Source organism: Ligilactobacillus equi DSM 15833 = JCM 10991, assembly GCF_000615765.1.
GTDB classification, from domain to species: Bacteria; Bacillota; Bacilli; order Lactobacillales; family Lactobacillaceae; genus Ligilactobacillus; species Ligilactobacillus equi.
On sequence record NZ_BAMI01000029.1, the window covers coordinates 1 to 24,465 of the forward strand.

25 protein-coding genes are annotated in these 24,465 nt (G+C 38.5%); 4 read left to right on the forward strand and 21 right to left on the reverse strand.

The features are described 5' to 3' along the window. The 6 genes from JCM10991_RS07120 to JCM10991_RS13135 all read right to left on the reverse strand — a co-directional run. A partial coding sequence (locus tag JCM10991_RS07120; protein ID WP_025020973.1) for a hypothetical protein occupies window positions 1–204 on the reverse strand: 204 nt, incomplete at its 3' end. A gap of 304 nt (window positions 205–508) precedes the next feature. Beyond that, a complete protein-coding gene (locus JCM10991_RS07125; protein ID WP_025020974.1) occupies window positions 509–1,093 on the reverse strand; it encodes a hypothetical protein in 585 nt (194 codons plus the stop codon). 2 nt (window positions 1,094–1,095) lie between these two features. Next, on the reverse strand, window positions 1,096–1,647 hold the full coding sequence (locus JCM10991_RS07130) for a hypothetical protein (protein ID WP_025020975.1): 552 nt from the start codon (window positions 1,645–1,647) through the stop codon (window positions 1,096–1,098). Between the two features lie 12 nt (window positions 1,648–1,659). Beyond that, window positions 1,660–2,073: a hypothetical protein gene (locus JCM10991_RS14500; protein WP_051527978.1), complete on the reverse strand. Its 414-nt coding sequence runs from the start codon at window positions 2,071–2,073 to the stop codon at window positions 1,660–1,662. A 56-nt stretch (window positions 2,074–2,129) separates the two neighbouring features. After that, the gene (locus tag JCM10991_RS14505; RefSeq protein WP_051527979.1) at window positions 2,130–2,450 is read right to left on the reverse strand and encodes a zinc ribbon domain-containing protein; all 321 of its coding nucleotides are present in this window, start codon (window positions 2,448–2,450) and stop codon (window positions 2,130–2,132) included. Window positions 2,451–2,671: 221 nt separating this feature from the next. Further along, window positions 2,672–2,911, reverse strand: coding sequence for a Mor transcription activator family protein (locus JCM10991_RS13135; protein WP_023858773.1), 240 nt, complete (start codon window positions 2,909–2,911; stop codon window positions 2,672–2,674). 149 nt (window positions 2,912–3,060) lie between these two features. On the opposite strand from JCM10991_RS13135, the gene JCM10991_RS07145 reads away from it, so the two are divergent. Continuing rightward, window positions 3,061–4,017: a helix-turn-helix transcriptional regulator gene (locus JCM10991_RS07145; protein ID WP_225349942.1), complete on the forward strand. Its 957-nt coding sequence runs from the start codon at window positions 3,061–3,063 to the stop codon at window positions 4,015–4,017. Between the two features lie 127 nt (window positions 4,018–4,144). Here the strand turns inward: JCM10991_RS07145 and JCM10991_RS07150 are convergent, their stop codons facing one another. From JCM10991_RS07150 to JCM10991_RS07170, 5 genes are all read right to left on the reverse strand, one after another. Continuing rightward, entirely contained in the window at window positions 4,145–5,908 is a 1,764-nt protein-coding gene (locus tag JCM10991_RS07150) for a 1-deoxy-D-xylulose-5-phosphate synthase (protein WP_025020978.1), read from the reverse strand. A gap of 117 nt (window positions 5,909–6,025) precedes the next feature. Next, window positions 6,026–8,170, reverse strand: a complete 2,145-nt coding sequence (locus JCM10991_RS07155) for a GGDEF domain-containing phosphodiesterase (protein WP_162149500.1) — start codon at window positions 8,168–8,170, stop codon at window positions 6,026–6,028. Next, on the reverse strand, window positions 8,167–8,832 hold the full coding sequence (locus JCM10991_RS07160; RefSeq protein ID WP_025020979.1) for a hypothetical protein: 666 nt from the start codon (window positions 8,830–8,832) through the stop codon (window positions 8,167–8,169). Before JCM10991_RS07160 ends, JCM10991_RS07155 begins: the two co-directional genes overlap by 4 nt. Before the next feature lie 309 nt (window positions 8,833–9,141). Next, window positions 9,142–10,338, reverse strand: coding sequence for a sensor histidine kinase (locus JCM10991_RS13140; protein ID WP_162149501.1), 1,197 nt, complete (start codon window positions 10,336–10,338; stop codon window positions 9,142–9,144). Between the two features lie 148 nt (window positions 10,339–10,486). Beyond that, window positions 10,487–11,167, reverse strand: coding sequence for a response regulator transcription factor (locus JCM10991_RS07170; RefSeq protein ID WP_023860132.1), 681 nt, complete (start codon window positions 11,165–11,167; stop codon window positions 10,487–10,489). Window positions 11,168–11,288: 121 nt separating this feature from the next. Between JCM10991_RS07170 and JCM10991_RS07175 the strand changes: the two genes are divergently transcribed. After that, complete coding sequence (locus JCM10991_RS07175; RefSeq protein WP_025020981.1) at window positions 11,289–11,798, forward strand: hypothetical protein; 510 nt, start codon at window positions 11,289–11,291, stop codon at window positions 11,796–11,798. Here JCM10991_RS07175 and JCM10991_RS13145 read toward each other — a convergent pair. From JCM10991_RS13145 to JCM10991_RS07220, 9 genes are all read right to left on the reverse strand, one after another. After that, complete coding sequence (locus JCM10991_RS13145; RefSeq protein WP_035188336.1) at window positions 11,779–12,666, reverse strand: alpha/beta hydrolase; 888 nt, start codon at window positions 12,664–12,666, stop codon at window positions 11,779–11,781. The genes JCM10991_RS07175 and JCM10991_RS13145 overlap by 20 nt on opposite strands. Then, on the reverse strand, window positions 12,656–13,807 hold the full coding sequence (locus JCM10991_RS07185) for a PTS sugar transporter subunit IIC (RefSeq protein WP_025020982.1): 1,152 nt from the start codon (window positions 13,805–13,807) through the stop codon (window positions 12,656–12,658). The genes JCM10991_RS13145 and JCM10991_RS07185 overlap by 11 nt, the downstream gene beginning before the upstream one ends. 45 nt (window positions 13,808–13,852) lie before the next feature. Further along, window positions 13,853–15,103 carry a D-alanyl-lipoteichoic acid biosynthesis protein DltD gene (dltD, locus tag JCM10991_RS07190; protein ID WP_025020983.1) on the reverse strand — a complete coding sequence of 417 codons (1,251 nt, stop codon included), beginning with the start codon at window positions 15,101–15,103 and terminating at the stop codon, window positions 13,853–13,855. Window positions 15,104–15,109: 6 nt separating this feature from the next. After that, on the reverse strand, window positions 15,110–15,343 hold the full coding sequence (gene dltC, locus JCM10991_RS07195) for a D-alanine--poly(phosphoribitol) ligase subunit DltC (protein ID WP_025020984.1): 234 nt from the start codon (window positions 15,341–15,343) through the stop codon (window positions 15,110–15,112). Window positions 15,344–15,361: 18 nt separating this feature from the next. Then, window positions 15,362–16,552 (reverse strand): D-alanyl-lipoteichoic acid biosynthesis protein DltB, encoded by a 1,191-nt coding sequence (gene dltB / locus JCM10991_RS07200; RefSeq protein ID WP_025020985.1) that lies wholly within the window; start codon window positions 16,550–16,552, stop codon window positions 15,362–15,364. Next, entirely contained in the window at window positions 16,545–18,065 is a 1,521-nt protein-coding gene (gene dltA / locus JCM10991_RS07205) for a D-alanine--poly(phosphoribitol) ligase subunit DltA (RefSeq protein WP_025020986.1), read from the reverse strand. Before dltA ends, dltB begins: the two co-directional genes overlap by 8 nt. Window positions 18,066–18,078: 13 nt before the next feature. After that, a complete protein-coding gene (locus JCM10991_RS14855) occupies window positions 18,079–18,228 on the reverse strand; it encodes a teichoic acid D-Ala incorporation-associated protein DltX (protein WP_225349943.1) in 150 nt (49 codons plus the stop codon). A gap of 204 nt (window positions 18,229–18,432) precedes the next feature. Then, on the reverse strand, window positions 18,433–19,326 hold the full coding sequence (locus JCM10991_RS07215; protein WP_082614592.1) for a PLP-dependent cysteine synthase family protein: 894 nt from the start codon (window positions 19,324–19,326) through the stop codon (window positions 18,433–18,435). Window positions 19,327–19,431: 105 nt separating this feature from the next. Next, window positions 19,432–21,216, reverse strand: a complete 1,785-nt coding sequence (locus JCM10991_RS07220) for a DUF2207 domain-containing protein (protein WP_025020988.1) — start codon at window positions 21,214–21,216, stop codon at window positions 19,432–19,434. Between the two features lie 189 nt (window positions 21,217–21,405). Here JCM10991_RS07220 and JCM10991_RS07225 point away from each other — a divergent pair, with 189 nt between their 5' ends. Further along, the gene (locus tag JCM10991_RS07225) at window positions 21,406–22,254 is read left to right on the forward strand and encodes a helix-turn-helix domain-containing protein (RefSeq protein WP_025020989.1); all 849 of its coding nucleotides are present in this window, start codon (window positions 21,406–21,408) and stop codon (window positions 22,252–22,254) included. A 211-nt stretch (window positions 22,255–22,465) separates the two neighbouring features. Continuing rightward, window positions 22,466–23,779, forward strand: a complete 1,314-nt coding sequence (locus JCM10991_RS13150; protein ID WP_225349944.1) for a UDP-N-acetylmuramoyl-L-alanyl-D-glutamate--2,6-diaminopimelate ligase — start codon at window positions 22,466–22,468, stop codon at window positions 23,777–23,779. A 294-nt stretch (window positions 23,780–24,073) separates the two neighbouring features. Here the strand turns inward: JCM10991_RS13150 and JCM10991_RS14860 are convergent, their stop codons facing one another. Beyond that, complete coding sequence (locus JCM10991_RS14860) at window positions 24,074–24,238, reverse strand: C-terminal helicase domain-containing protein (RefSeq protein ID WP_225349945.1); 165 nt, start codon at window positions 24,236–24,238, stop codon at window positions 24,074–24,076. Window positions 24,239–24,465 lie beyond the last annotated feature (227 nt).

The window sequence follows — 24,465 nt, forward strand, 5'->3', positions numbered from 1 at the left end:
GCTGTAACCTGTTTGTCGGGCAAGGTCTTGGATGTCTAGATTATCTTTTTGCTTAGCAATAACTGCCTTAACTGAATCACGAGAATACAGGCGCATAGGGAAATTGACCTGCATCCCGCGAAAACTTTTATAGATTTTTTCGACATCTTTATCATCACCTAAAATTTCAGCCAAATCCTGGTAAATTTTATTATATTCATACATCTTTTAGTTGCTCCTTTCTCTTTTACTTCCCATAATAAAATGTACTTCAAAGCTAAAATCTTATCCATTGTCGTTGTTTATGTCATTTATAAGGACTTTGCTCTTGGATTTGACCGTAGCTACTATCGGGAATTGACCTCAGGCAAAGAATTAATTTTATTTTTGCCCGATTTAACTTAGATGAAAACACATTATATTTGTATCACAAGCAATAATCTTTTTGATGATTTCATTATCGCTTGTAAGATAGACACTATTTGTCTACTAAAAAAGTTTTCACCTTTAAAGACGAAAACTTTTTTTATTAATGGTTAAGTAAATAATCATTGGCTTTTTGATTGACAAATTCTGTGGGATAGTGACTAACTGTATCTCCTTGTTCATTTTTTAAATTGTAGTCGCTGTCAATGTAGTAGTTACAAGGAATGGAACCATAGTTAAACTGAATATGAACAAAACCATCACTACTTTCATTGTAAGGGATAATACGTGCACTATCTAAAGAATTGCGAACCGCATCCCAGCTTTGTTCATCTGCATTTTGATAACTATAGCGCTCACTAACTGCCCATAATATACATTGATCCGTTGTTAAAGCTGACACATCAATTCCGGTTTGTGCTTGTTTTTGATTAAAAGCTTCAGCACTTGAAGCACTACTAAGAGAACTTGTACTATCAGAATTTGTAGATACTTGAGAACTTGAATGCTGACTGGTACTGCTAGATTTGAGGGATGACACTAGCTTACTTGTCTTCACTTGATTAGAGCTACTTTTATTCTGCTTAACATTCTGCAAATATGGTAAACCAAATTTAATTGCAACAGCCGTAACAACTACGACAAGTACAATAATTACCAATAATGAATTTGTAGTACTTTTCTTCATTTTTAATCCCCCATAGTCGTACTATAATCTAGCTTTTGACCTTGGTTAATCATTTCTACTTGGCCAGTTCCGACATCACGGAAAGCACAAATAACATTGATTTGATCAGTAAGTGTAATGTAGCCATGGTCGTTGGTAACCCCAGTAATTTGCTTTTGTTCCCCATTAATATTGACCGTTTGACCATCAGTACTAATCGTGAATGAAGTAGGAAACATTTGCGGAAATTCAACATATTTCCGTCCCTGAGCATAATAAGTCACCCCAGCGTAGGGAGCTAATTCAGGATATGCCAGGTTCGAAGTTACACTGGAACTTGAAGCCATCCTTGTACTTTCAGAACTAACAACCGAACTTTCACTACTGAAACTTCTCATACTGCTTTTATGACTATGAGGTTTAGTTGGGGAACTCACCTTGGCTACGGAAACAACTTTGGGAGAATGGCTAGTTTTTTGACCCTGGTTCAAGTACGGTATTCCGAACTTCCAAGCAACTGCCACTACTAGAACCACAATGGTAATTAACAAAATAACGGATGTGCTTTTTTTCATGATTTCACCTACCTAAAATTGACTATTACTGGTGAAATTTTGGTTCGAAGCACTTTCACTACTATTAATGCTTGGATTACTCATTGTTTGGTTAGGGTATGATGATTGATTTTGGTAAGGTGTTCCGGGCTGTTGCGGATATGGCGCTTGATAGCGACTTGGTTGTAAAGGTTGGTCAATCAACATTAGGTATAAGAATGTGTAAAAACCAGGCAAACTTAAAAGTAAAGTTAAAATCAGCCACATTCCAATATTCTGTACATTTAAATAGCGCATCCGGCGAGCACAAGCAGCATATTCAGCGATAAGGTTAATAATAATAAAAACGGTTAAAACAATAATCAAGATAAAAGCAATAATTTGTCCTAAAATGGGAATCACTGAAACTACAGTACACAAGAGCATACCAACTAAAATAGTAAGCATAGAGCCTAATACTCCCCACCAAAAAACTGATTTCCGAGATTCTATCCCTTGAAAGTCTAACCAATGAACCAAATAGTATTTAAAACTACCAATAAATCCAAGTTCTTGGTCTGAAGCATGGCTATATTGGCGTTTTGTTTCTTCATAGTATTCTTTTGCCTGGGTAAAAGCACTACTGAAGCTATTAGCCGAATTAGCTGACATCGACCCTGATGATAGTCATTGGGGTTAGAACCAAAATTTTGATTTGGCATGGAACCATTAACTTGATTGGGATTTACTTGTCTATCTTCAACCACCGGTTGACCACAAGCCGAACAGAATTTGGCTCCGGGTATAATTTGGTTACCGCAATGGATACAAAACTTGTTGTTCATAACAAAAACTCCTCCTCAATAATATGTATAGAGATGTAATAACACTTGCTAAGTTTAGCGTTTTTTCAGGGACATTTCTAAAGTGCTTGTCCTTGGAAACGCTAGTAACTTTCTTAATTACAAATTTATTATAGAAGTGAGCATAGACAATATATGTCCATTAAGTTGTGAAGATATTAGAAATTACTAAACATTGATTTCTAGCAATTTATTCCAACCTCCTATTCACTTTCTTTTAACATACGGCGGATAGTCTTCTCACTATACCCGTACTTCTTAGCCATAGCTTTAATATCAACCGGATTATTCTCTTTTTTTAATTTTTGTTTAACATAATCGCGGGTATAGAGGCGGACGGGAAAATTAACCTGCATCCCATGGTAATTTTGATAAACCAAGTCCATCCCATGTCGCCCCAGTAAATCTGCCAGTTCAGCATAAATTTCATTGTATTTATTCATAACGAACCTCCAAGCACAGCTTACTTAAATTCCACAGACATTTCTAAGGTCTATGTCCTTTGCTTTAATAACTACAGTTTGCCGGAGGGAGTAGACAAAAATTGTCTATTAGTTATAAAATAATTAGGTCATAGAAAGGAATGATTTTAATGGCAAGCAGTGCTACCAGACAACTTTATATTTATCAACGTTTAACCTCCGGAAATCACATTTCTAAGTCCGAAATTCAAGAGGTCTTTACCGTAGATGCACGAACAGCTCAAAGAGATTTCGCCAATATTCGGGAATTTATAGCCGACTACTTAAATGATTATAACTTAGAATATGATGCCAAGTTACACGCCTATCATCTGGATAATCAGGGACTAGGGTTGAGTAAGGCTCAGTGTTTGGCTCTCATCAAAGTTTTATTAGCTAGTCGCAGTTTAGCACGTAAGGAATTAGAACCTTTGATTAAGAAGTTAGTGGCCCTTTTGACGGCCAGTGATCAAAAAGATATCAAGCCTATCATTCAAAGTGAGCTTTCTCAATATGTCGAACTCAGTCACCTCAAGGATACTAAGCTACTCGAGGCAATTTATACCTTCTCCAAACTGATTTTGCAAAAGGCGACGATTACCATTACCTACACTACCCAAAGACATAAAATTGTGACACGAACAGTGGCACCTATTGCGTTGACTTTTTCAGATTATTACTTTTACATAGTTTCCTACAATTATGAGTTCAAAAAGAATATTATTTACCGTTTGGATCGGATTTTGGATTGGTCCTTTGCTAGTGACGAAATTCCACTTAATGAGCGCATGCCCTTTGATATGGGAAATGAAAAAAAGAAATTTCAGTTGATGTACCCCGGTAAACCAATCACTGTCCAATTCAAATACACGGGCATTGTCGAAGCTGCCTTGGATAAGTTTCCTATTTCACGAACGGTCAAAAAATTGGGTGAACAAACTTTTCTGTTAGAGGTAACTACGTATGATACCGGAGCTTTAATGTGGTTTTTAAGTCAAAAAGATATGGTAACCATTATTAACCCTCCTGAATTTCGTCAGAAAATGAAGGAAACTTTACAAGCCATGTTGGCCAACTATACCAGCTAAATTTAAAAGTGCTAGAAATCACAATCAGATTAACAATACGTTGATTTCTAGCACTTTTTAATCTTTTATTGATATTACGCCCCAATATCAATAAAAAACCTCCCGCTTTTTAGCGGAAGGTTGCACATTATTTAGTTAATTGAGCTAAAATATCCTGAGTCGCTAATTCTGCTGTCAAGTGGAATTCTTGGTAGAGGTCAGCCACAGGCGTGTTGTCGCTGTAAGCTTTCTTGGCACCAAAGTTAAGTACCTTAAGGTTACTATCACCAAGATAAGCAGCGACATGTTCTCCAAAGCCACCAGCTAAAGAGCCATCTTCAAAGGTTGCTACTAAGCTGTGATCTGCCTTCAAAGCATCTAAGGCCTTAACGTCTAAAGTTGATGCTGACATCGGATTAATCACCGTAGCTTCAATTCCGTGTTCACCTAATTTTGCCGCTGTTTCTTCAGCTAAGGCTAAGAACTTACCAAGCCCTAATAAGGCCACCTTGCTACCTTTTTGAATGGTATTGTATTGTAATGGTGCGTAGGTGTCATGAGCGGCGAAACCATGAACCACTGGGCCTGAAGGAACACGGATGGCCACTGGATGATCAGTTTGTCGCAAAGCCCACTGCAACATTGAAATTAACTCTTCTTGGTTACTTGCTTGTAGATATTCTAAGTTAGGCAAGCTTGTCAAGTATGGAATATCAAAGATAGCTAAGTGCGTTTTTGATGCCGCTGAAATTCCCGAACTGGTAATCAACATTACCACTGGTAAATCGTTTAAAGTTACATCGTGGGCCAATTGGTCGTAAGCTCTTTGTAAGAAAGTGGAGTTTTGGAAAACGACGGGACGGGCACCGTTTTTAGCTAAACCAGCTGCTTCTGTAATTGCATCTTGTTCAGCAATCCCTGTGTCAACATACCGGTCTGGGTGCTTAGCTTGAAAAGCCTTCAAGCCAAACGCTCCTGGAATAGCGGAGTTTAAAGCCACAATCGGTTGGCCGGCAGCAATTTGTTGATCTAATTCTGCTAACACCGCATCCCAGTAAGTTGGTTGCCGTTTAGCCTTTGGTTCACCTGTTTCAATGTCAAAAGGTGCATGCCAGTGGAAAGCCATCTTATTATCAATTGCTGGTTGGTAACCTTTCCCTTTTAAGGTATTAATGTGTAACACCACTGGGTGATTAAGGTCCTTAACCGCCTTAAAAGCTGCAATCATATCAGCTAAGTTGTTCCCATCCGCTACGTAGCGGTAGTCAAAGCCCATAGCTTTGAAAGGATTATTAGCAGACGTCCCGTTACTTGCGCGTAATTCATCAAGCACTCGGTAAAGTCCCCCGTGGTTTTCAGCAATTGACATTTGGTTGTCATTAACCACAATGATAATGTTGGAATTTAAAGTCGCAGCGTTGTTTAAACCTTCAAAGGCCAAGCCACCGGATAAGGAACCATCCCCAATAAAGGCTACAATATTTCCTTTTTCACCCTTCACATCGCGAGCACGGGCCATCCCTGTTGCCAAAGCAACCGAAGTGGAAGTATGACCTACAGTAAAGAAGTCATGCTCACTTTCATCAGGACTCGTGTAACCTGTGACATCGAAGTAGTGATCCGGATCTAGGAAACCTTCCTTACGACCAGTTAGCATTTTATGAATGTAAGATTCGTGGGAAATATCCCAAACAATTTTATCTTGAGGGGAGTCAAAAACGTAATGGAAGGCTAACGTTGCTTCCGCCGCCCCTAAGTTTGGGCCAACGTGACCACCAATTGCGGCATCTTTTTCCACCACCAATTGGCGTCCTTCATCAGCAAGTTGTTGTAATTGTGATAAAGTTAACCCCTTAAGGTCAGCAGGTTTAGAAATTTTATTTAATAAAAAATCGGGATGTAAATTCGTCATAGAACCGCTCCTTATGTACTAATTTTTTACTATTCTATCATACACTTATTACTTACAAATCACCAGTAAGGTTACTTACTTTTTAGCAAAAAAAGTGCTAGCTCAAGCTAGCACTACTTAGCGCATTAAGTTTTCTAAACTTCCCAACATATAAACATAGGTAACTTTACTTTGGTAATGAGCCAACGGCTTTGCACGTAACACAAAATCATGACCATGAAAATTGAGATGCGCAGCGATTGCTGTTTTTGAATGTTCACTTTGCGTTAAAATTTTTATTACTTCCGCGTGTAAAGACTTATCCTTAGCCAAGGTTTCTTCGAGCTTTTGGTTGTCATAGTTGTAATATTCCATTACTTCCTGATACCGGCGGTTGAGTAAATAAATTGACAGCTTATTTTGAGCATCTCTTTGGACAATCCCTAACGGGTAACGACCATCGAAATCAGAATTTTCGTTAAAAGGATCACTTAAAATATCAATTTGGCTAATTTTATCATAGTAAACGCCCTCTTCGTAACTTTCATAGTATTTAAACTCACTCTTTTTAAGAAAATTCCAAGCTTTTTCATATGGCATCGGCTTACTGTAATAATATCCTTGCAGCCTTTCACAACCAATTTGTTTCAAAAATTCTACTTGTGCTTCTGTTTCTACACCTTCACATAAAACGTGCATCCCCAGCTGTTTGATTAAACTTACCACCTGAGTGATTAAAACTTTAGCTTGAGGTGTAGTTTCGGATTTTTGTAAAAAGAAGCGATCAAGTTTTACCATATTAAATTTATAGTTTTGTAAGTTATTTAATGAAGAATATCCTGAACCAAAGTCATCTAGCCAGACTTCATAACCCAATTGTTGAAACTCGGTAATAGCTTTCCGAAAGTCTGCTTCATTTTGTGTCATCGCTGATTCAAGAATTTCAATCTTAATATAATGCGGATCGACTTGATATTTTTGGCGTACTTTTTCAACCTTATTTACAATCTTGCCACCTTCTAAATCGAGTGGAGAAAGATTAAAAGAAATAGGCACGATTGGTAGACCATATTTTTCCCCAGAAACAATGGCCTGACAAATTTGTTCCAGCATGTAAAGATCCAGAAATTCTACCAAGTGTGCTTCTTCTAAAATTGGAATGAACACGTTAGGTGAAATAATCCCTTTTTGAGGATCTTCCCACCGAGCTAAAGCCTCCATCCCAGCATAATTTCCAGTTAAACTACGAATTTGAACTTGGAAATAAGGCTTTATCCACCCACGTTGTATTGCGATATTAAAGTGCGTTAAAATATACTCCTTATTAGCATAATATTCTTCAACCTCATGATTATAGGCAATATAATTTTCTTGGCGGTTTTGACCCAAATAATTTTTGGCCTGGCGGGCCTTATCCACCGCCATAATAACTGTTTCTTGTTTTTGTTGCCATTGATAACTGCCAACTCTAAGGTTTACTGTACGATTTTTAATCAGCGTGTTAAAATTTTTACATACACGTTGAACTTTGTCCGCTACCCCCGGTTTAAAAGTAATCGTCACAAACTTATCTTCGGTATAGCGTACGGTTAATTCATCAAGAAACTCCACTTTAATCGCTTCAGCAGCCTTTTTTAAGATACCATTACCACGATCATAGCCATACTGCTTGTTAAAACCTTGCAAATTAGAAATATCCCAAAAAATAACGGTCGCCTGGCGTTTTTCTGTTTGTATAAATTGCTGGTTATTTAAATAATTAGCATTTCGTAAACCAGTAACCCGGTCAATGAACAAATCTAATTGTCGCGAATTACTTTTTAAATGACGCTTATCTGCATAAAGTTTTTGGTCGGCTTCCTTAATACTACTTTTTAAAGATTCACCCAACTGACTACTACCGATTGCAACTTGCGGAAGAGTATCTGCTTGCATCTCAGCAGCAATTTTACGAATCTCTTGTCGCAGTTCGTGCTTAACTTTTTCTAGAGTTTGTATCTTTTTGGAATGCAATAAAACCAAAAATTCGTCGCCCCCATAGCGACAAGCAAGCAGTTTTCTTTTGATTGTCAAATTTTGTAATGCCTGCCCGACAATTTTTAAAACCTCATCACCGCGTAAGTGACCATGAATGTCATTAACCTGTTTCAAATTATTAACATCAACCATCAGGAGGTGGTAGTCTCTCGTGCCTTGATTCAATAATTTTTGAGCTTGGCTTTGAACATATTGTCGATGGTGCAATCCTGTTAAATTATCTAGAGAAATTTTATTAATCGTCAAAGAAGTGTAGGAGTAGATACATAGGCGGTAACAGATAAACAAAAAAGGGGAATTTCCCACCCCTGTATTTGAATGAGACCGCTAAAAATCATCACTAAGGGGTAACCACCCAAGGTAAGAAAAAATTTTTCTCCACGTTGTTCAAAAAATTTTCGTAATGATAATAAAACTACTAGCAAGGAATACAGTACCGGAATACTTAAGAAAGTTACGTCACAAAGCCACGTAACTTGACCGTGCTTGGTTAAAAGAGATTCGGGCCAAAACATAGCTAATAAAAGTACCGCCCCCGAATCCAGGATGGCTGGTAAATTCCGCCATAAAAAATGAATCCGCAAAATGCACCGATGTCGGCGCCGATGAAGAATATAAGAAAAAAATAGGACACTCACTAAATTTAAAATCCATGCTAAGAAAGCATTAATCCAAACCGCTCTTAACCAATGGAATTTTACAACTTCAGTTTTCATCATCATCCAGTAGGAATCACACAAAAAATACGCAATTAAGGCTAGCGTGCCCCAGGTAAAATATTGACGTGCGCGGCTAAAATCGTCAACATTACGGTTGGCTAACAAAATAATTAATAAAATAATGCTAGAAAAAATATTGGCTAATACATAGTTAGTAGATAAGTAGTTATCAATAAACGTAAATGACATTTTAAATCCCCTAAATTATATCGACATGTTTTTTACCATGTCTACCCATCCCAGTTATTTTCCATGATTACAATTCATAATTCTCATAAAAATCAGTCATATTTCCTACATTATAGCACATCATACTTCAAAAACATAAAATCAATTTAATTATTATTTCAGTAATAGACAATATGGATAAAGATAGCTTTTCTATGGATATAAATGCGAGTGATTAAACACCGCCAAAAACATCGTGGTCATTAAATAAAAGGCATGGTCGTTGTCATGACCATGCCTTTTATAATGAATGCAATCCTAGAGAAAAAACTAAATTTCACTTTGAACGATTGTAAAACTTGTTGCTTTTTTAGTTGACGTAACCTCAACTTTTAAAGCGTTACGGTGGGCTAATTGAGCTACAATCGCTAATCCTAGACCTGTCCCCTTAATTTTCCCACGTACATCTGCACCACGGAAAAAACGTTCAAAAAGGTGCGCCTGATCATTTTCATTAATCATCGGACCATGATTCGTAATCGTCCAGCTTCTTTCAGCGATAGTTATTTCTATCTCAGAATCAGCGGGAGCATATTTACCCGCATTGGTGAGTAAATTTTCTAAAATATGGCGTAAAGCTTCGCGATCAGCTAAAATACTCCCCTGCCCGATTACCTTAATTTTTTGCTTGAGTGGGAGACTTTCTAACAGCTCAAAAGTCAACACTTCAAGATCCAGTTTTTCTTTTTGGAGCTCAAGCTTTTGCGCTGTCCGTGCCAAAATTAGAAGCTCTTCAATTAATTGGTTCATGTGCTCAACTTCACTTGCGATATAAGTTAGAGATTTGTCAATAATCTGAGGATTAGTCTTCCCCCGACGCTTGATTAGTTGTACATGACTTTTAATCGTTGCAATCGGAGTTTTTAATTCATGGGCAGCATTGTTGACAAAATCTTTTTCTTTTTGGTTTTGTTGATAAAGACGGACTAAAAGATGATTGAAATTTTCAGTCAAATCATGAACTTCATGTGGCCACGCTGGAACACTTAAAGTTTTCTGTGTTTCCTTAGGTAACTTATTAACATTATTATCCAAATCTTGAATAGGTTGCGCTAACCTTTTCGCTATTGGCTCAATATAAAAAGGACTGGTAATGATTAACAATAGCCAAACCGCTAAAATAACAATTAGAACGTCTTTTAAAATATCAATCACACCCGTCATACTCCACCACATATAGTACCTATTCCCATAGCGCTTAGCACTGGTGTAATAATAATAATTTCCTTGATAACGGTAATAGCGTTTACTTCCCAAAACTTTTTTAGCCTGGCTTAAAAACTTCTCTGTTCGAGGAGAATAGTAATCGACGACTCCCTTTTTGCCATCTGCAATATTGATATAGACATAAAGTTGTTTATGCTTCATCCCATGTTTCAAAATCCACCAATTCCATTCGCGATCATTGGTAAAGACGGTTTCCGTCAATAAGCGCATGTAGATTGCATTATTATTTTTCGTTGTCATAATTGCTTGCCGAGTAAGGGCTAAGGAGATCAAAAGCCCAAAAATAAAGGTTACAGCTGTAATTATTAGGATAAAATTAATGCGCAAAATTTGCATATAACTCTGATTTAAATACGCTTGAACCCTTTTAACGAACGTCCTCATAGTCCTACCCCTTTAACATATAACCTAGGCCCCGAACTGTCTGTAATAACTTCTTATCGAAATTTTTATCAATTTTATTACGTAACAGGCGGATATAAACATCGACAGTATTTGGTTGGCCATCAAAATCAATTCCCCAAACCTTGTCTAAAAGTTCATCTCGAGTACAAACTTCCCCTTGATTTTTAAAAAGCTCTAGGAGTAATTGAAACTCTCTTTGCGTTAGTAAGATTGCTTGCCCATCACGCACTACTTGGCGAGACTTTTCATCTAAACTAAGCCCCCCTAAACGATAAGTTTTCAGATTGGTACTCGAGGTCAACCGCCTAAGAATTACTTCAATGCGTGCCAAAAGTTCTTCAATGTCAAAGGGTTTCGTAACGTAATCGTCTGCTCCTCCCTTCAACCCGGCAACTTTATCTCCTACATAATCTCGCGCCGTTAACATAATCACGGGTACTTGATAGTCTTTACGAATTCGCCGTAAAACTCCCAGGCCATCTAACCGTGGTAACATCCAATCAAGGATAATCAACGAAATTTGCGTGGCATTGGCTTGAAAAACCTCTAGTGCTTGTAACCCATCATTGGCGGTTAAAACTTGATAATCCTCAAATTCTAATTCCAATTTTAATGATTCCGCTAGCGCCACTTCATCTTCAACTAACAAAATTGTTTCCTTCATAATTTTACCTCTAATTAATGTGAAATTTTTTCAGATAAATATCAGAATATGCTTCTTTAAACTTGCCAAATTACTCCATATACTTAATTATAAAGTACCTTAATGAAAGGGGTGGCTCCCAATGAGAAAAGTCCTAGCTTTGCTATCATTTTTGGGATTTAGTGGTTTAAGCTTAAGTCTGATTTTTGATTTAACCTGGTTAGAAAGTTTTAACCAGCTTTTTCTAATGCCGACAATAGTCAAAATTCCTTTTAATTTGTGGCCCTTAATCTTAATTTTAATGGTTGGACAAACCATGATTCTCTTTTATAAAAAAGAACGGGGACGAGCTTTAGGAATTCTGTGGGATTACTTTTCTGGCGGGGCAGTTTTAATTTGCTTTAAAATCATTATTGCTAATCAAGTCCATGGCTTTCCTGATACTGCTATTTTTTTAATTACACTATTTTTATTGAATTTAAAACAACAACTTATCCCAAAACTCTTTTGTCCCCTCATCCTGCTAGCAGGATTCATTCTTTTAAGTCAAGGCATAACAGCAACTGACTTGCTAGGTGGGTTTACTTTAGCCTTTATGTGGCAAACTTTAGTGTACCAAGAATTAAAGACCATTAAAGCTTTTCACCACTAATTTTATCATTATCTTGCCGCCTAAGAAAATTACCTTTATTATTCCGCTTTAACATATACTGTTTAATCAAACGAACAATTTGCTTATTTTGGGGTAAACTGGAGTGTTGCGCATTAACCCCTGTTACGGTTATTTCCATAAAGGATTTAACCTTTTTTTGATAAATATATTTTCCTGCTTGCACACTTTGAATTGGAACCAAGCCATCTGAACTATAATTTTCCGTCCCAGCTACCGAGTAAACCACTAAGCTCTTGGGTAACTTAGAGGATTTTTTGATGAAATCGGTTAGCATTTGGGTCTTTTTCGTATCTGATTGTTCATCAAAGTTATAGGGAGAACCAATGGTCATAAGTTTCGTTACTTTGATATCATTGCTGTAAGGAGCATAGTAATTTTCAAGAAAAGCTGTATATATTAGGCCCCCATTCGAATGACCAAGTGCCTTAAAATTATTGAATTTATAGGTCTTGGTTAGCAACTTGAATGCTTTGGCGAACATTTTAGATTGCTTTTTTATGTTAACGTAACCATCATGATTATTTTCAAACCCAACTACTATTATCGGCTCATTGTCCCCCTTTCTTAAAGACCCTGACGAAATAATTTTCCCACTATTATAAACTTTCATCTTTAATAGAGAGTGGCGTTTATTTTTAGGTAAGCCCTGATTTAAAAGTTTTACCAAGGGATCAAACCGATTCACTGTAGCTGAAGAACCAGGAATCATAATAACCGGAGACAACCGTGACGCCCGCATAGTATCAATATTAGTGGCATTTTTTCTAGTCCAGACTCTCGTGGGTACGGCTAATAACCCTAAAAGTAAAAAGACTAAACTCAAAAACAGTAAATTTTTATTTTTCACGACTCTCGACCACCTTTACAAAGGGCATGTAAATCAAAATATCACAAAAAAGTAGACAAATCACTAGGAGGAGAATCCCCCAAGTTCCACGGTTAGCGATAAAAGCATAAAATAAGCTAGGAGCGCCTTTTAAAGGTGGGTACAAGCCTACTGGCAAAATATTTAACGAAAGTAAACCATAGACTACTAGGATATTAAAGCTTGTAGCAAGGGCTCCACCTATTAAATAAAGCGGATTTAAAAAGTAATTTAAAGCAATAAAGGCTACGCTAGTCTGATTAAAAATTGTCGGTAATAAAGCCAAGCGTGCCCTCTGACGACGGGCTTTTGAATAAGAACAGATAATTACACAAATAACCAAAGCTACAATCGCGCCTACTCCGGCGAGGTTAGCATATTGATTTAAAATTGTGTAAGAACTAACAGGATAGCGTACTTTTCCATTATGTTGTAGTGCATAATGCAGATTTTGATAGTCAAATTGGTTATAATTCAAAACGATATTATGTCCTAAACCTAACCAAGTTAAAAGTAGTAAAACTTGGCTCCAGATAAAAAGTCCCCCTATGTTAGTCTGATTATTTAATCTTTGTTGAACATCGGTAAAAAATAGTTCTACATAACCATTATAGATCAACCAACCGGCTAAAAAATTAAGGGCAATCGCGCTCAGAAATAACAGACCACCACCCTTTCTAAGGCCATAAAGGTTAAGCATCTGAGCGACAAAATATCCACAAACCAACCCTAAGAGGAGACCATTCATCCCATACGCTCTCCCAGCTAGATTAACACCATGTTCATCAGGATGGTAAGTCAGAAAATAAAAGACCATCATGCTAACCACCACTCCGGCACCTTTATTTTGAGCCGTATAATATGCCATTAGAACAGTTGCATATAACGCCACCGTAGCCAAGGTTAAATCCGTAATGTTTTGTAAAAAATACATAGTTGGAAAAATTTTCAAATGGAAAATTTCCCTCAAATAAGCTTCCCGAGAAAAGAAAAGTTGCTGTAACAGCGCACTAACCGCACCGATTAAAACGATAGGGAATAGTTGGTCGAGCGTTTGATTCATATTTCTGACAAAAACATGCTTTTTAAGCCAATTATCAATATCTAATAAATTTGATAGCATAAAATCACCTCATTAAAAAAAGCGGGAAAACCCGCTTACATTATACTACTTAACTTGACTTTTGTTTTGCCAAGCTTTGCTATAAAAGTAATTATTTAAATGATAGTTAGTTGGACTAGCTTTCGTCTCTAAAAATGGCTTCACGGCCTGGTCAACTCGCAACCATCCGCGCCAGCCTAAGTGGATGGTATCTTGCATAAAGTATTCTTGCCCACCATCTTTAGATAAATCTAAAACATTATTAAACCCCTGACTTTGAAGTTGATAACGTAACTTACCGACCGTTTTGTCAACCATTGGCAACGATAATCCCGTGTAGGTACTCCATTTCTTATTAATAGGAGGGATGATGAAAAGCACATCCGTCTTACTTTGAGCAAATTGGTTTAAAACTAACTGAAAGTCACCGTATTCAACTGACTTCGTGTAATTAAAATTCTTTTGTGAATCCTTTAATTCAGGTAACTTTTTTTCAAGTCGTCGCTTCCAAAATTTATTGGCAATTCCTAAGTTATTACTGGAAGTACTTTTACGTCCTTGCTTTAAAGCCAATTTATTAAGAACTTGATAATTATAAGTTTTAGGTAGAGACTTCATTTGCTTATTTACTTTCGCTAAATTTTTTCCCTTTAGCGTAAGCGTTGAGAACAAACCATCTTCTTTTAAAAGTTGATTTCTCTTCAATTTTAAAGCAACTTTTTGCCAGGTAGTTAGGTGTTGCCCTTTTGCAATCCGTTTCAAAACCGTACGTTCTAAATATCCAGCTTGGTTGGCCCGCAAAGCTAGTAGACGAGAAGCAGCGAAGCGGTCGGTGGTCGTGTTTTGCGCTCCCAAAGCAAAATCAACAAATTCTAAATTGGAATAATATTGCGCAAAAGCTAACGGATTCGCCCCCCCTTTAACAAACCATTGTGGTGAGATAATAAAAACAGCTTTTTTGCCTTGTAACTGCCCTTTAATTTCTTGCATTCCTAGGTACTGACTTAGCGATTGACTCCCTGCATTTCCTAACAGGAATGGCCGATAAGAGCGATGATACTTTTTAGCCAATACCGCTGGATGAAACGCGTCAAGTCTTGATAGTTCAGATGATCCAAAAAATGGCACATAATTCTTAGCTAAGGCAGACTGTTTTACACTTTCGCCTTTAAAAATATTTTTATTCAAGGAAACAGCTGCCTTATCTAAGGTAGACTGGCTACTTTTCCCCGTGTTAAAAGGGATAAAGAGTAAACCTATTAAGATTAGTCCCGCTAAAATAACGGGCCCAAAGATATTCCATAGCCTCTTTTTCATGGTGCATTAGTCCTGTAATTCCTTAACTTTAGCAATCACTTTAGCGGGCGTATTCCATTCAGATCTTTCAAATTCAGAAACTGGTACTTCAATATCAAAAGTCGCATCTAATTCTAATAAGAGTTGAACCGTTGCCATCGAGTCCAAAAGTCCTGATTCAAATAAGTCTAAATCAAGATTAGTTTGTACCTCATCAGAGCCGGTTAATTCTTCTAATAAATTTAATACTTCTTGTTCCATGTTAAATTCCTCCTCGTATTATTTAAAAAATAACGTATCCAAAAAGCCTGAGAATATCAGAAAACTAAAGCAAACAACATTAAAAGTTGTAAAAATTGCTAGAGCCTTTGTAAAATGATTGCTTGGCAGTTGGTGTTTTTTCTTGAAACGAATCCAAGCATCACAAGTAATGATAGCTAAGGCATGGTAAAGTCCATAAACAATGTAATACCAAGTTAAACCGTGCCAAAAGCCCATAATTAAAAATAGTGTTAAATACCCGAGATTAGCAAGCGTAACCTTATTTTTAACGAGTTTCTTTTTCATTAAGAAAAAGACTAGCCGCATATAAATGTAATCTCTAAACCAAAATGATAAAGACATGTGCCAACGGTTCCAAAATTCCTTGATATTAGGGGCAGCAAATGGCTTATTAAAGTTAATCGGCGTTGCCACACCCATCATATAAGAAATCCCCACCGCAAATAAAGAGTAACCTGCAAAATCAAAGAACAGATCCATTGAATAGCAATAAGTATATGCTACAAGCCACCAAGAAATACCCCCATGTACTAGGGCATGTTTCGAGATGATTGGTAATAAATAGCTACCAAAGAAGTAAGCCAGTAAGAACTTATACAGAAAACCTAAAAAGATATAAAAGACGGCCTTTTGCAACATATCAAGATATTTGTCTTTTTTCAAAGGTTTGGCATAGTCTTTACTGAAACGACGATAACGATCAATGGGACCGGATGAAATCGTTGGGAAAAAGAGAATGAAGTGGAGCGTCTTTAAAAAGGAAAATTCTTTCAGCATACCATCTCTGGTTTCCATAATCATTCCCACCACTTTAAAGGTCAGGTAACTAATCCCTAAGAAACCTAAAATTGACGTTTTCCCCATCTGAATTGCGGGGACAATCTTTACAATAACTAAAGGCAAGATTGCTAAAAAGACTGCCACGCAAAAAATAAATGTCCCGTTCTTCTTTTGACGATAAGTGTGATAGCCCCAAATAAGAAGGGTCTCAAAAATCACATAACAGATTAAGGCAACCCCTTCGTGCCACTTGGAACCGCCAAAAGTTAAAACTAGAATAACAAAGTTTAGAACCACTTCATAAAGCATGAAACGCTTGCCTTTCAAAAGACCGATAATTAGTGGTACTAGCGCTAAAAATAGCCAGACAAAGTAGGTTGGGGTTGCGTAAGGTTGAACATTAATCATGGTTAACCTCAGCAATCAACTTCTTGCGATCAATCTTGCCATTGACCGAAAGAGGTAAAGAATCTACAAAGACAAAGCGTTGTGGAATCATGTACTCCATCGTAAAAGTTGCCATTTCTTCTTTAATAGCCTTCGCTAACGCTAGATTAGATGGGTAGTCATTTTCTTTAACAACTGCGTAAGCAATTAATTGAGTAACTTTCTTATTTTTATCATGTTTAGGAATTGTAATTGCTTGACTAATCAATTTCACCCGATTCAAGTGGTGATCCACATCTTCAAGTTCAATCCGAAAACCATGCATCTTCACTTGGAAATCTACCCGGCCCCCATAAAGTAAGAGACCATCGTCCGTCATTGAACCCAAATCTCCAGTCCGGTAAGCCCGTTTGCCTTGAAAATCAATGAAGGCTTGATTGGTTTTTTCTGGGTTATTGAGATAACATTTAGAAAGTCCCGGACCTTGGATTAAAATTTCTCCTTGTTGGCCTGGTTGGACTTCATTTAAGTCTTCGTCTACTAAAACTACATGACAATCGTCTTTGACATACCCAATTGGTAAGCGAGTATACTGGTCAAAAATTTGTTGAGACAATTCTACTTGACTAACTGCAACAGTTGCTTCCGTTGGGCCATAGGTATTAAAAATATGACTAGTTGGGAAACGTGTTTTTAATTCTTGCGCAGTCTTTTTGGTTAATTCTTCACCACAAAAGATAAAATGCTTTAAACTAGGTAAGTTTTGCGCATTAAAAGTCGGTTGTAAAAGGCAAATTTCCATAAAAGACGGCGTTGAAACCCAGGTACTTAAAGCTAATTTTGGTAAGCGGGTAAAAAGTTCTTTAAAATTATTAGTAACTTCTGGCGGTAAGACCGAAAGCTTACTACCAGTAGTTAAACTTGGATAAAGAGACATAACCGACAGGTCAAAAGAATAAGGCGCTTGCGCTAAAAAGTTTTCTCCCTCTTCAAGATTAAAGTCTGTTTGCATCCAAGTTAAGAAACTTTGTAAGTTATTAGCACTAATTTGAACACCTTTTGGTTTCCCCGTGGTTCCAGACGTAAAGATAATGTAGAAAGTTTCTTCGTCGTGAACAAAGTTTTCTGGAGATATCTGCCCTTTTTGCGCTATCAATGCAAGAATTTCTGCCTTATCTAAGACACGATCTGCAGTTATGTTTAATTTTGAATCAGACAGATTAATAATTGCAGCTGGAGTAGCAATTTCATTGATAATTTGAATCCGACTCAAAGGAGAATGAATGTCGACAGGAATATAAGCATGCCCGCTTTTAACACTGGCTAAAAAAGTTACTAGCACATTAAAATCTTGGCCACCAAAAATCAAGATCGGTGCATGTTGCGGAAGTTCCATCTTTTCAAGGGCTGCAGCTAAATTATCGCTTTTTTCTTTTAGCTGACCATAGGTGTAGCTATGCCCCAAATAGTCATAGCAAACACGGTTGGGGTCAGTTACAGCCCACTGGTCAATTTGAGTTAAAATATTTTCCACCTAAAATCCCTCCTTAAAACTCATTGTAGATAAAGTGTGGCTGATTAATCCCGCTATAGTTATAGAGGTAAACCAAGCCAATCATAATCAATAAATATAATAGAGTCCGGCCGATAAAGTTTACGACTGGTCTTTGGAAAAAATTTCGCATTACTTTAAACACCTTAATTCCCTCCTCATAGTAATTATTGCATATACCTTATTTTTAATAATGAAAGTCTTTCATTATTAAAATGAAATTTCTTCATAAATTCTCTGGAGACAGAGTTTTTACCCTAGTTGCTTTTTAATTTATTTTGAAAGTTAAAATAACTTTTTTAAATTGCTAATGCAAAGTCCGTCACCCAGACGAACTTTGCGGGACTCTTTATGGCGCAATCGTTACGACTATCTTACCCGGCCCCAAACGCCGGGCGACTTGATAAGCTGTCCAGATATTTTCAGCCGCCTTCGCCTTCACAACTATTCCTTCCCTTCGTGCTACTTCGGAACCCAGCTTTTGCGCGGCAGCTAGGTCTAATTGCAAAACCTCATCGTAAATATCCCGATCTAAAATATCAGGGACAAAGCCATTCCCTAAACTTTCTAAACTATAAGGTTGGCTCTTCTCCTGCTGTAGAAATGGGGTATGGTGGTTACTAAGCGCCACTACTTGAGTCCCAACCCATTCTTCTTTTAGAGCATGACCCACCCCGCTAAGTGTGCCACCAGTATTGATTCCAGCAACGAAAGCATCAATACGCTTACCTGCTAAAGCGGCAATGATTTCTGGGCCCGTACCTTTTTCATGAGCATCTGAATTAGCAGGGTTATAGTACTGATTGGGCATAAACCAGCCTTTTTCATCAGCTAGAAGTTGGGCTTTCTTGCGGGCGCCTTCCATCCCTAGATTAGCAGAAGTTGTCACCACTTGACCTCCATGCGCTTCAATCACAGCCTTTTGTGCTTGCGCATCCTCAGGCATGACAATCACCGCATGACAACCCATTTTTTTCGCAAAGACTGTCAAAGAAAGGCCAAAATCTTTCTTACTTGCTTCAACCAAAGTACCATTTGCCTGAAGCAAATCATGATTTAAAGCTTGACGAATAATTTCCACCGCAACCCGATCTTTGGTTGATCCAGTAGGATTTTTGTAATCAAGTTTGACATAAACAGCAGCATAATCTGCCGGAGTGTGTAATTTATACAAGGGCGTGTGTCCCACTCCCAAATTATCTTGCGCTTCCACAACCATCACCATCCATTTAAGTAAAATCAATTACCATTTTAAGACAGCGCTTACATAATGTCAAATAATTAAAAAATCCGAACTCAGAATTGGGCGTGTGTTTTCCCAAATTCGAATTCAGATTTTATTTTTTAATTAAAACGCACCGCCACCGGAGCCACCGCCGAAGCCACCTGAATTGCCACCTGAAAAGCCACCTGAACTACCAGATGATGACGATGAAGATGAAGCACTATAATTAGTCAAGCTTTGCTCAAAACTACGATCAAAACTCTCACTGAAACTTGCCACCATATTATGGCTAATTAGAGAATAGTAAAGCAGCTCATGACCACTAGCTTGAAACTCCGCCACTGAAAAATCAGTTTTTAGGGCCGCTACTACCTTTTCCGATAAGCCAAACGCGGTAGCATAAGGTAATAACGTTTCCCATAAGGTAATATCCCCCACTTCTTTCGGACGGAAATTACCAATTTCATCTAGCATCTTATACAAACCATTGAGCTTAGTAGCTTCCTGGGCTCCTTGTACTGTGTAAGCTGACTTCCTTAATCCCCAAATCAGCGCCACCATCAATTCTAGCGGTAACCAAATTAAGAGGCAAATAAGGCCAAACTCTTGATTCAAAAAGAAGATCCCTAGACCTAAAAAGATGGTTGCTACTATCCCCAAGATTAACTTTAAGTTAAATTTCGTTCCCGCATCTTGTTGCGTTTTTGAAAGATATCCTTGTTGAAACAAACCGGTATAAACTGCCTCTTGCCAGGCACTATAAGCATCGTTGATTTTCTGAGAAGTGCGCGCACGTTTACCATACCGTCGTAATTTCTGGGTCGTAAAACTCTTACCATCCCCCACTTCTTTGAACAGAAAATCTATTAATTCTTCATCTACAAAATCCACTAAGGTTAGGCGATACTCTTTAGAACCTTTGGAGCCCGGCAGCTCCTCCAACTTAAGCTTTTTAGCAGCTACTAACTCTAATAAATGAGCACTCAAACCTAATGCATTTGGAACATGCGCTGTACGCAAAGCTTGCGCCATCGCCGCCGGATAAGTTGGAGGTTCAAAAACATGAGGCGTTAAACTCTTTTTAAGCGGACGTGGCCCATATTCGGGTTTCTTTACAAAACCTACCCACATCAAACGCAAGACCAACAAGCTTCCCAAAAACGCAGTGACATACGCTAATAGCTTTTGATTGCGACGCTTAGCGTTAGCTTCCTTAGCAAATTTAGCTTCTTGGGCGCGCACCTGGGCTAAGCGCTTGCTAGAGCGCAACTCAGGATTATTAGCAGTTAAGGCTTTATCAAAGACCATGTGAATTTCCACAAAAGTCTTCGCCGGTACGCGAGCCACCCTAAATTTACTGTAACCTAAAGAACGATTAACCTCATTATAACCATTCAATGGTCCATGAACCCAAGCTTGCAGTGAAGATACTTGCTTTTGGGGAAGGCTAACTTTGACCTGCACGTTGTGTAGACTTTCTTCCCAGCCGTCACCAATAATTTTAAAATTCAATTCTGCTGTATCTTGCCAATTAATCACGGCCTTCTCAATTACATAATCATAAGTAAAGGTTACCTTCCCACCATTCGTATGATGATAAACCTTGAAACGGTACCCCGCTTGATCGTGATTTAATTCATAGTTGCGGGTTTTTTGCCCATTAACTTTAACTTCTGGTTGACTTAGCTTCTGCCCACTAGCTAAATTTTGCCGGTAGTAGACGCCATTAGCCTCATCATCAAAATCATAAGTAATCTTTCTTTGAAGACTCAAACTGCCATTCGGCTGGATTTGGGCTTGAATTTGATAGGCCGTAATCTGGTAATCGGCTCGGGCAACTAGCGGAAATAAAATTCCTAAAAATAAACCTAGAACCACCCAAAAACCACTTTTAATCAACTTTTTCATTTTATTTCACCCCCTTTTATTTTACCGAAACCACACCTAAAAAGCCAACCACAACGGTCGATTTTAATTTCCGGGAAAAATTTAAAATACTTAGTTAAATTATTTCAAAATATTTTTTAAAAAATAGGACATTTTAAGCGCTAATTTCCTTACTTTATATAAAGACAATTTTTCAAGGAGATTTTTATTATGACTAGCACTTACTTCAAAGTTTACGATTTTCTCTTCAATTACCAACTATCTAGCCGGCAAATGCTCATCATGGGCCGTTTTTATAACCGACTAGCCTCTTCTATGCGCCATGGTTCTAACTTTTATCAAGATGGCGACTTCTACATCGTTTACTCCCATGACGAGCTCAGTCAGGAATTCCAAGTTACCAAACGCTCCATCAGTCAAGATATTCAAGCTCTCAAAAAGGCGGGTCTTTTAGAAGTACAAACTGCCAAACATCCCGGTCAAGCTAACCGCTATTTCTTTCCCCTCAAACCTGAGGATTTAATACCAGCTAAGCAAAAGCCAGCACCAGAAAATTCCACTAAATCTCAAGCCCAGCTACCAGCAACTCCCCAGCCGACTCTGACGCAACCAGACTTAAAGCAAGGTGATGAAGCTGGCTGCCTCAAAGAAGGACAAGTTAAGGCTGGTCTCCACCCCCATTTAGCGGATCTCTTAGCGACTTATAATAGCTCACTTGCTTCAAGCTACGAACTAGGGCACTTGATTTTTGCTGCCAAAAAGCAAGCCGAAAAAACGGTCACCGTAAGTTCATGTAGCGAAGTTGAAGCCTTTTTATTTGAAACCAATCCGCTTTTAAATTTTGAACTTATACGTAACTTCCGCCCCGTCATGGTACGCGTACGCAATCTCGCCAAAAAACCTGGCCACCATAACTTTAAAGGCTACATTTTTAAAGCTTTCACCAAAATTTTAACTCGTGCGGTCCGTTGCTTTGACAACTTTGACGCTAATACGCTCCAAAACTACATGGCCCAACCCGATGCCTTTCGGGAAGAACTTTTCTTCCTGGGGGCCTGAAAAAAACTTCCCCCTAACAAAAAACTTAAACCAAAGTTTTACAATAATGACATAAATGACTGCCAGTCCCCCTCATCTTGAAGGGCAGAATCCACCGTTTCCTAAATTTACACAGAACACTCTGAAGATTGCCATAATTTAGTCATAAAATATTCACAAAACTTATCTAAGCTAGAGATATCCAATTACAAAATAACCAGGGGGTTATCTCATGAATGCACAAACTTTAATCAACAGCCTAAACTATCGAAGAATTTCCTTACCCGCTGACCAAGATCTTGACTTTGAAGTAAGTTTGGTCAGCCAAAATACCCATGAACTGATACCCAATAGTGTCTTTATCGCAATTTCCGGTTTCAAAACTGATGGTCACGACCTCGTTACCCAAGCCATAAATCAGGGCGCCCGCCTGATTGTGGCTCAAAAGCCCCTCCAAGTCAAAGTGCCCGTGGTCTACGTCCGCGACACCCGGCGAGCCATGGCCACTTTAAGTGCCATCTTTTATGATCACCCTAGTCAAAAACTCCACTTAACTGGGGTGACTGGGACCAACGGTAAAACCACCGTAACTCACCTTTTAGACGCTGTTTATCGCTATCAACACATAAAAACTGGCCTAGTGGGCACTATGTACCATAAGGTTGACAATCAATATCTTAAAGCCATCAACACCACACCAGCCAATCATAAATTACAAAAACTATTCGCCCAAATGGTTGAAGCCAAAGTCCAAGCTGTCAGCATGGAAGTTTCTTCTGTGGCCCTCGTCCAAGGCCGGACCTGGGAAGTTGATTTTAATACCGCTATCTTTACCAACTTCTCCCAAGACCACTTGGATTATCACCAGAATATGGCGGAATATGCTCATGCTAAAAGTTTGCTCTTCTCACAATTAGGTAACTTACAAAAGGGCAAAACTGCCATCATCAACCAAGACGACACCCTAGCTGATTTCATCATAACATCCACTGAAGCCCAAATTTTGACTTACGGAATTAATAAGGATGCCGATTTTCAAGCGACCAAGCTGCACCACCACGCCCAGGGGACGGATTTCACCCTCCAAGCATTAGGCCAAAGTTATGCCGTTTACCTTCCCTTAGTCGGGACCCACAACGTTTACAATGCCCTAGCCGCCATTGCTGGGGCCTATGTTTATGGCCTAGACCTCAAGACAATTATCGCTGCTCTCAAAACAGTTACCGGAGTTAAAGGGCGCTTACAATTGGTAACCGGCCCCCATGAAATCAACGCGTTTGTTGACTACGCTCACACACCAGCTGCCCTAGCCAATGCGCTCCAAACGCTCAAACCTCTGACCCAAAGCCGAATTATCACCGTCTTTGGGTGTGGCGGTAATCGGGACGCCGATAAACGCCCTAAGATGACTCAAATTGCCCAAAAGTACAGTGATTTGGTCATCTTAACTACTGACAATCCCCGCCAAGAAAATCCGGCTGACATCATCTTAGACATGTTAAGAGGCCTTGACGACATGACCCAGATTGAAATTGAACTTGACTGACGTCAAGCTATTCGCAAGGCTGTCGCACTCGCCCACCCAGGTGATGTAATTTTACTAGCAGGTAAAGGTCACGAAAATTACCAAATCATCGGCGATACCATCACCAAATTCGACGATGTCGCTGAAGTTCAAGCAGCCTTTACTTGTAATTAGAAAAACAAAAACCGCTAGAGATTTCACGCCACAAAAGCGTTGATTTCTAACGGTTCGATAATTTTTCTAAATAATTTCCAGTAATTCTTCCCGGGTAATGGTTGCATCTTGCAGCCCTTTACCGGAAAGAATGTCGTCAGCTTACTTGGCCTTCTTTGCTTCCATGTCCATAATTTTTTCTTCCAAGGAATCCTTGACAATCAGCTTGTAAACCATCACCTTGTTTGCTTGGCCAATTCGGTGGGCCCGATCGGTAGCTTGGTTTTGCGCAGCCACATTCCACCAAGGATCGTAGTGGATAACCATATCCGCTTCTGTGAGGTTTAGCCCCGTTCCCCCGCCTTTAAGGAAATCAAAAAGACTGGAACCTCACCATGGGTCAACTACCCTAGTCTAAAGACTGGGGTAGTTGACCATTTTACTGGCATTCTTCTTACTTTTCTTTGACACCTTACTTGGCCTACCTTTCTTCTTCGGTTTCAAGGCCTCCAGTCCGCCCTCCTTAAATAACTTAAACCATATAGATACCTGGG

Bases quoted from the DNA above. Each gene is read 5' to 3' on its own strand.
- JCM10991_RS13140 (WP_162149501.1), bottom strand. From the start codon at position 10,338: ATGACAACGAAAAATAATAATGCAATCTACATGCGCTTATTGACGGAA.
- dltD (WP_025020983.1), bottom strand. From the start codon at position 15,103: ATGAAAAAGAGGCTATGGAATATCTTTGGGCCCGTTATTTTAGCGGGA.
- dltB (WP_025020985.1), bottom strand. From the start codon at position 16,552: ATGATTAATGTTCAACCTTACGCAACCCCAACCTACTTTGTCTGGCTA.
- JCM10991_RS13135 (WP_023858773.1), bottom strand. From the start codon at position 2,911: ATGAATAAATACAATGAAATTTATGCTGAACTGGCAGATTTACTGGGG.
- dltC (WP_025020984.1), bottom strand. From the start codon at position 15,343: ATGGAACAAGAAGTATTAAATTTATTAGAAGAATTAACCGGCTCTGAT.
- JCM10991_RS07175 (WP_025020981.1), top strand. From the start codon at position 11,289: ATGAGAAAAGTCCTAGCTTTGCTATCATTTTTGGGATTTAGTGGTTTA.
- JCM10991_RS07170 (WP_023860132.1), bottom strand. From the start codon at position 11,167: ATGAAGGAAACAATTTTGTTAGTTGAAGATGAAGTGGCGCTAGCGGAA.
- JCM10991_RS07185 (WP_025020982.1), bottom strand. From the start codon at position 13,807: ATGCTATCAAATTTATTAGATATTGATAATTGGCTTAAAAAGCATGTT.
- JCM10991_RS07150 (WP_025020978.1), bottom strand. From the start codon at position 5,908: ATGACGAATTTACATCCCGATTTTTTATTAAATAAAATTTCTAAACCT.
- JCM10991_RS13150 (WP_225349944.1), top strand. From the start codon at position 22,466: ATGAATGCACAAACTTTAATCAACAGCCTAAACTATCGAAGAATTTCC.
- JCM10991_RS07160 (WP_025020979.1), bottom strand. From the start codon at position 8,832: ATGTCATTTACGTTTATTGATAACTACTTATCTACTAACTATGTATTA.
- JCM10991_RS07125 (WP_025020974.1), bottom strand. From the start codon at position 1,093: ATGAAGAAAAGTACTACAAATTCATTATTGGTAATTATTGTACTTGTC.
- JCM10991_RS14505 (WP_051527979.1), bottom strand. From the start codon at position 2,450: ATGAACAACAAGTTTTGTATCCATTGCGGTAACCAAATTATACCCGGA.
- JCM10991_RS07145 (WP_225349942.1), top strand. From the start codon at position 3,061: ATGGCAAGCAGTGCTACCAGACAACTTTATATTTATCAACGTTTAACC.
- JCM10991_RS07225 (WP_025020989.1), top strand. From the start codon at position 21,406: ATGACTAGCACTTACTTCAAAGTTTACGATTTTCTCTTCAATTACCAA.
- JCM10991_RS07130 (WP_025020975.1), bottom strand. From the start codon at position 1,647: ATGAAAAAAAGCACATCCGTTATTTTGTTAATTACCATTGTGGTTCTA.
- JCM10991_RS14860 (WP_225349945.1), bottom strand. From the start codon at position 24,238: ATGGTTATCCACTACGATCCTTGGTGGAATGTGGCTGCGCAAAACCAA.
- JCM10991_RS14500 (WP_051527978.1), bottom strand. From the start codon at position 2,073: ATGCTTACTATTTTAGTTGGTATGCTCTTGTGTACTGTAGTTTCAGTG.
- JCM10991_RS07220 (WP_025020988.1), bottom strand. From the start codon at position 21,216: ATGAAAAAGTTGATTAAAAGTGGTTTTTGGGTGGTTCTAGGTTTATTT.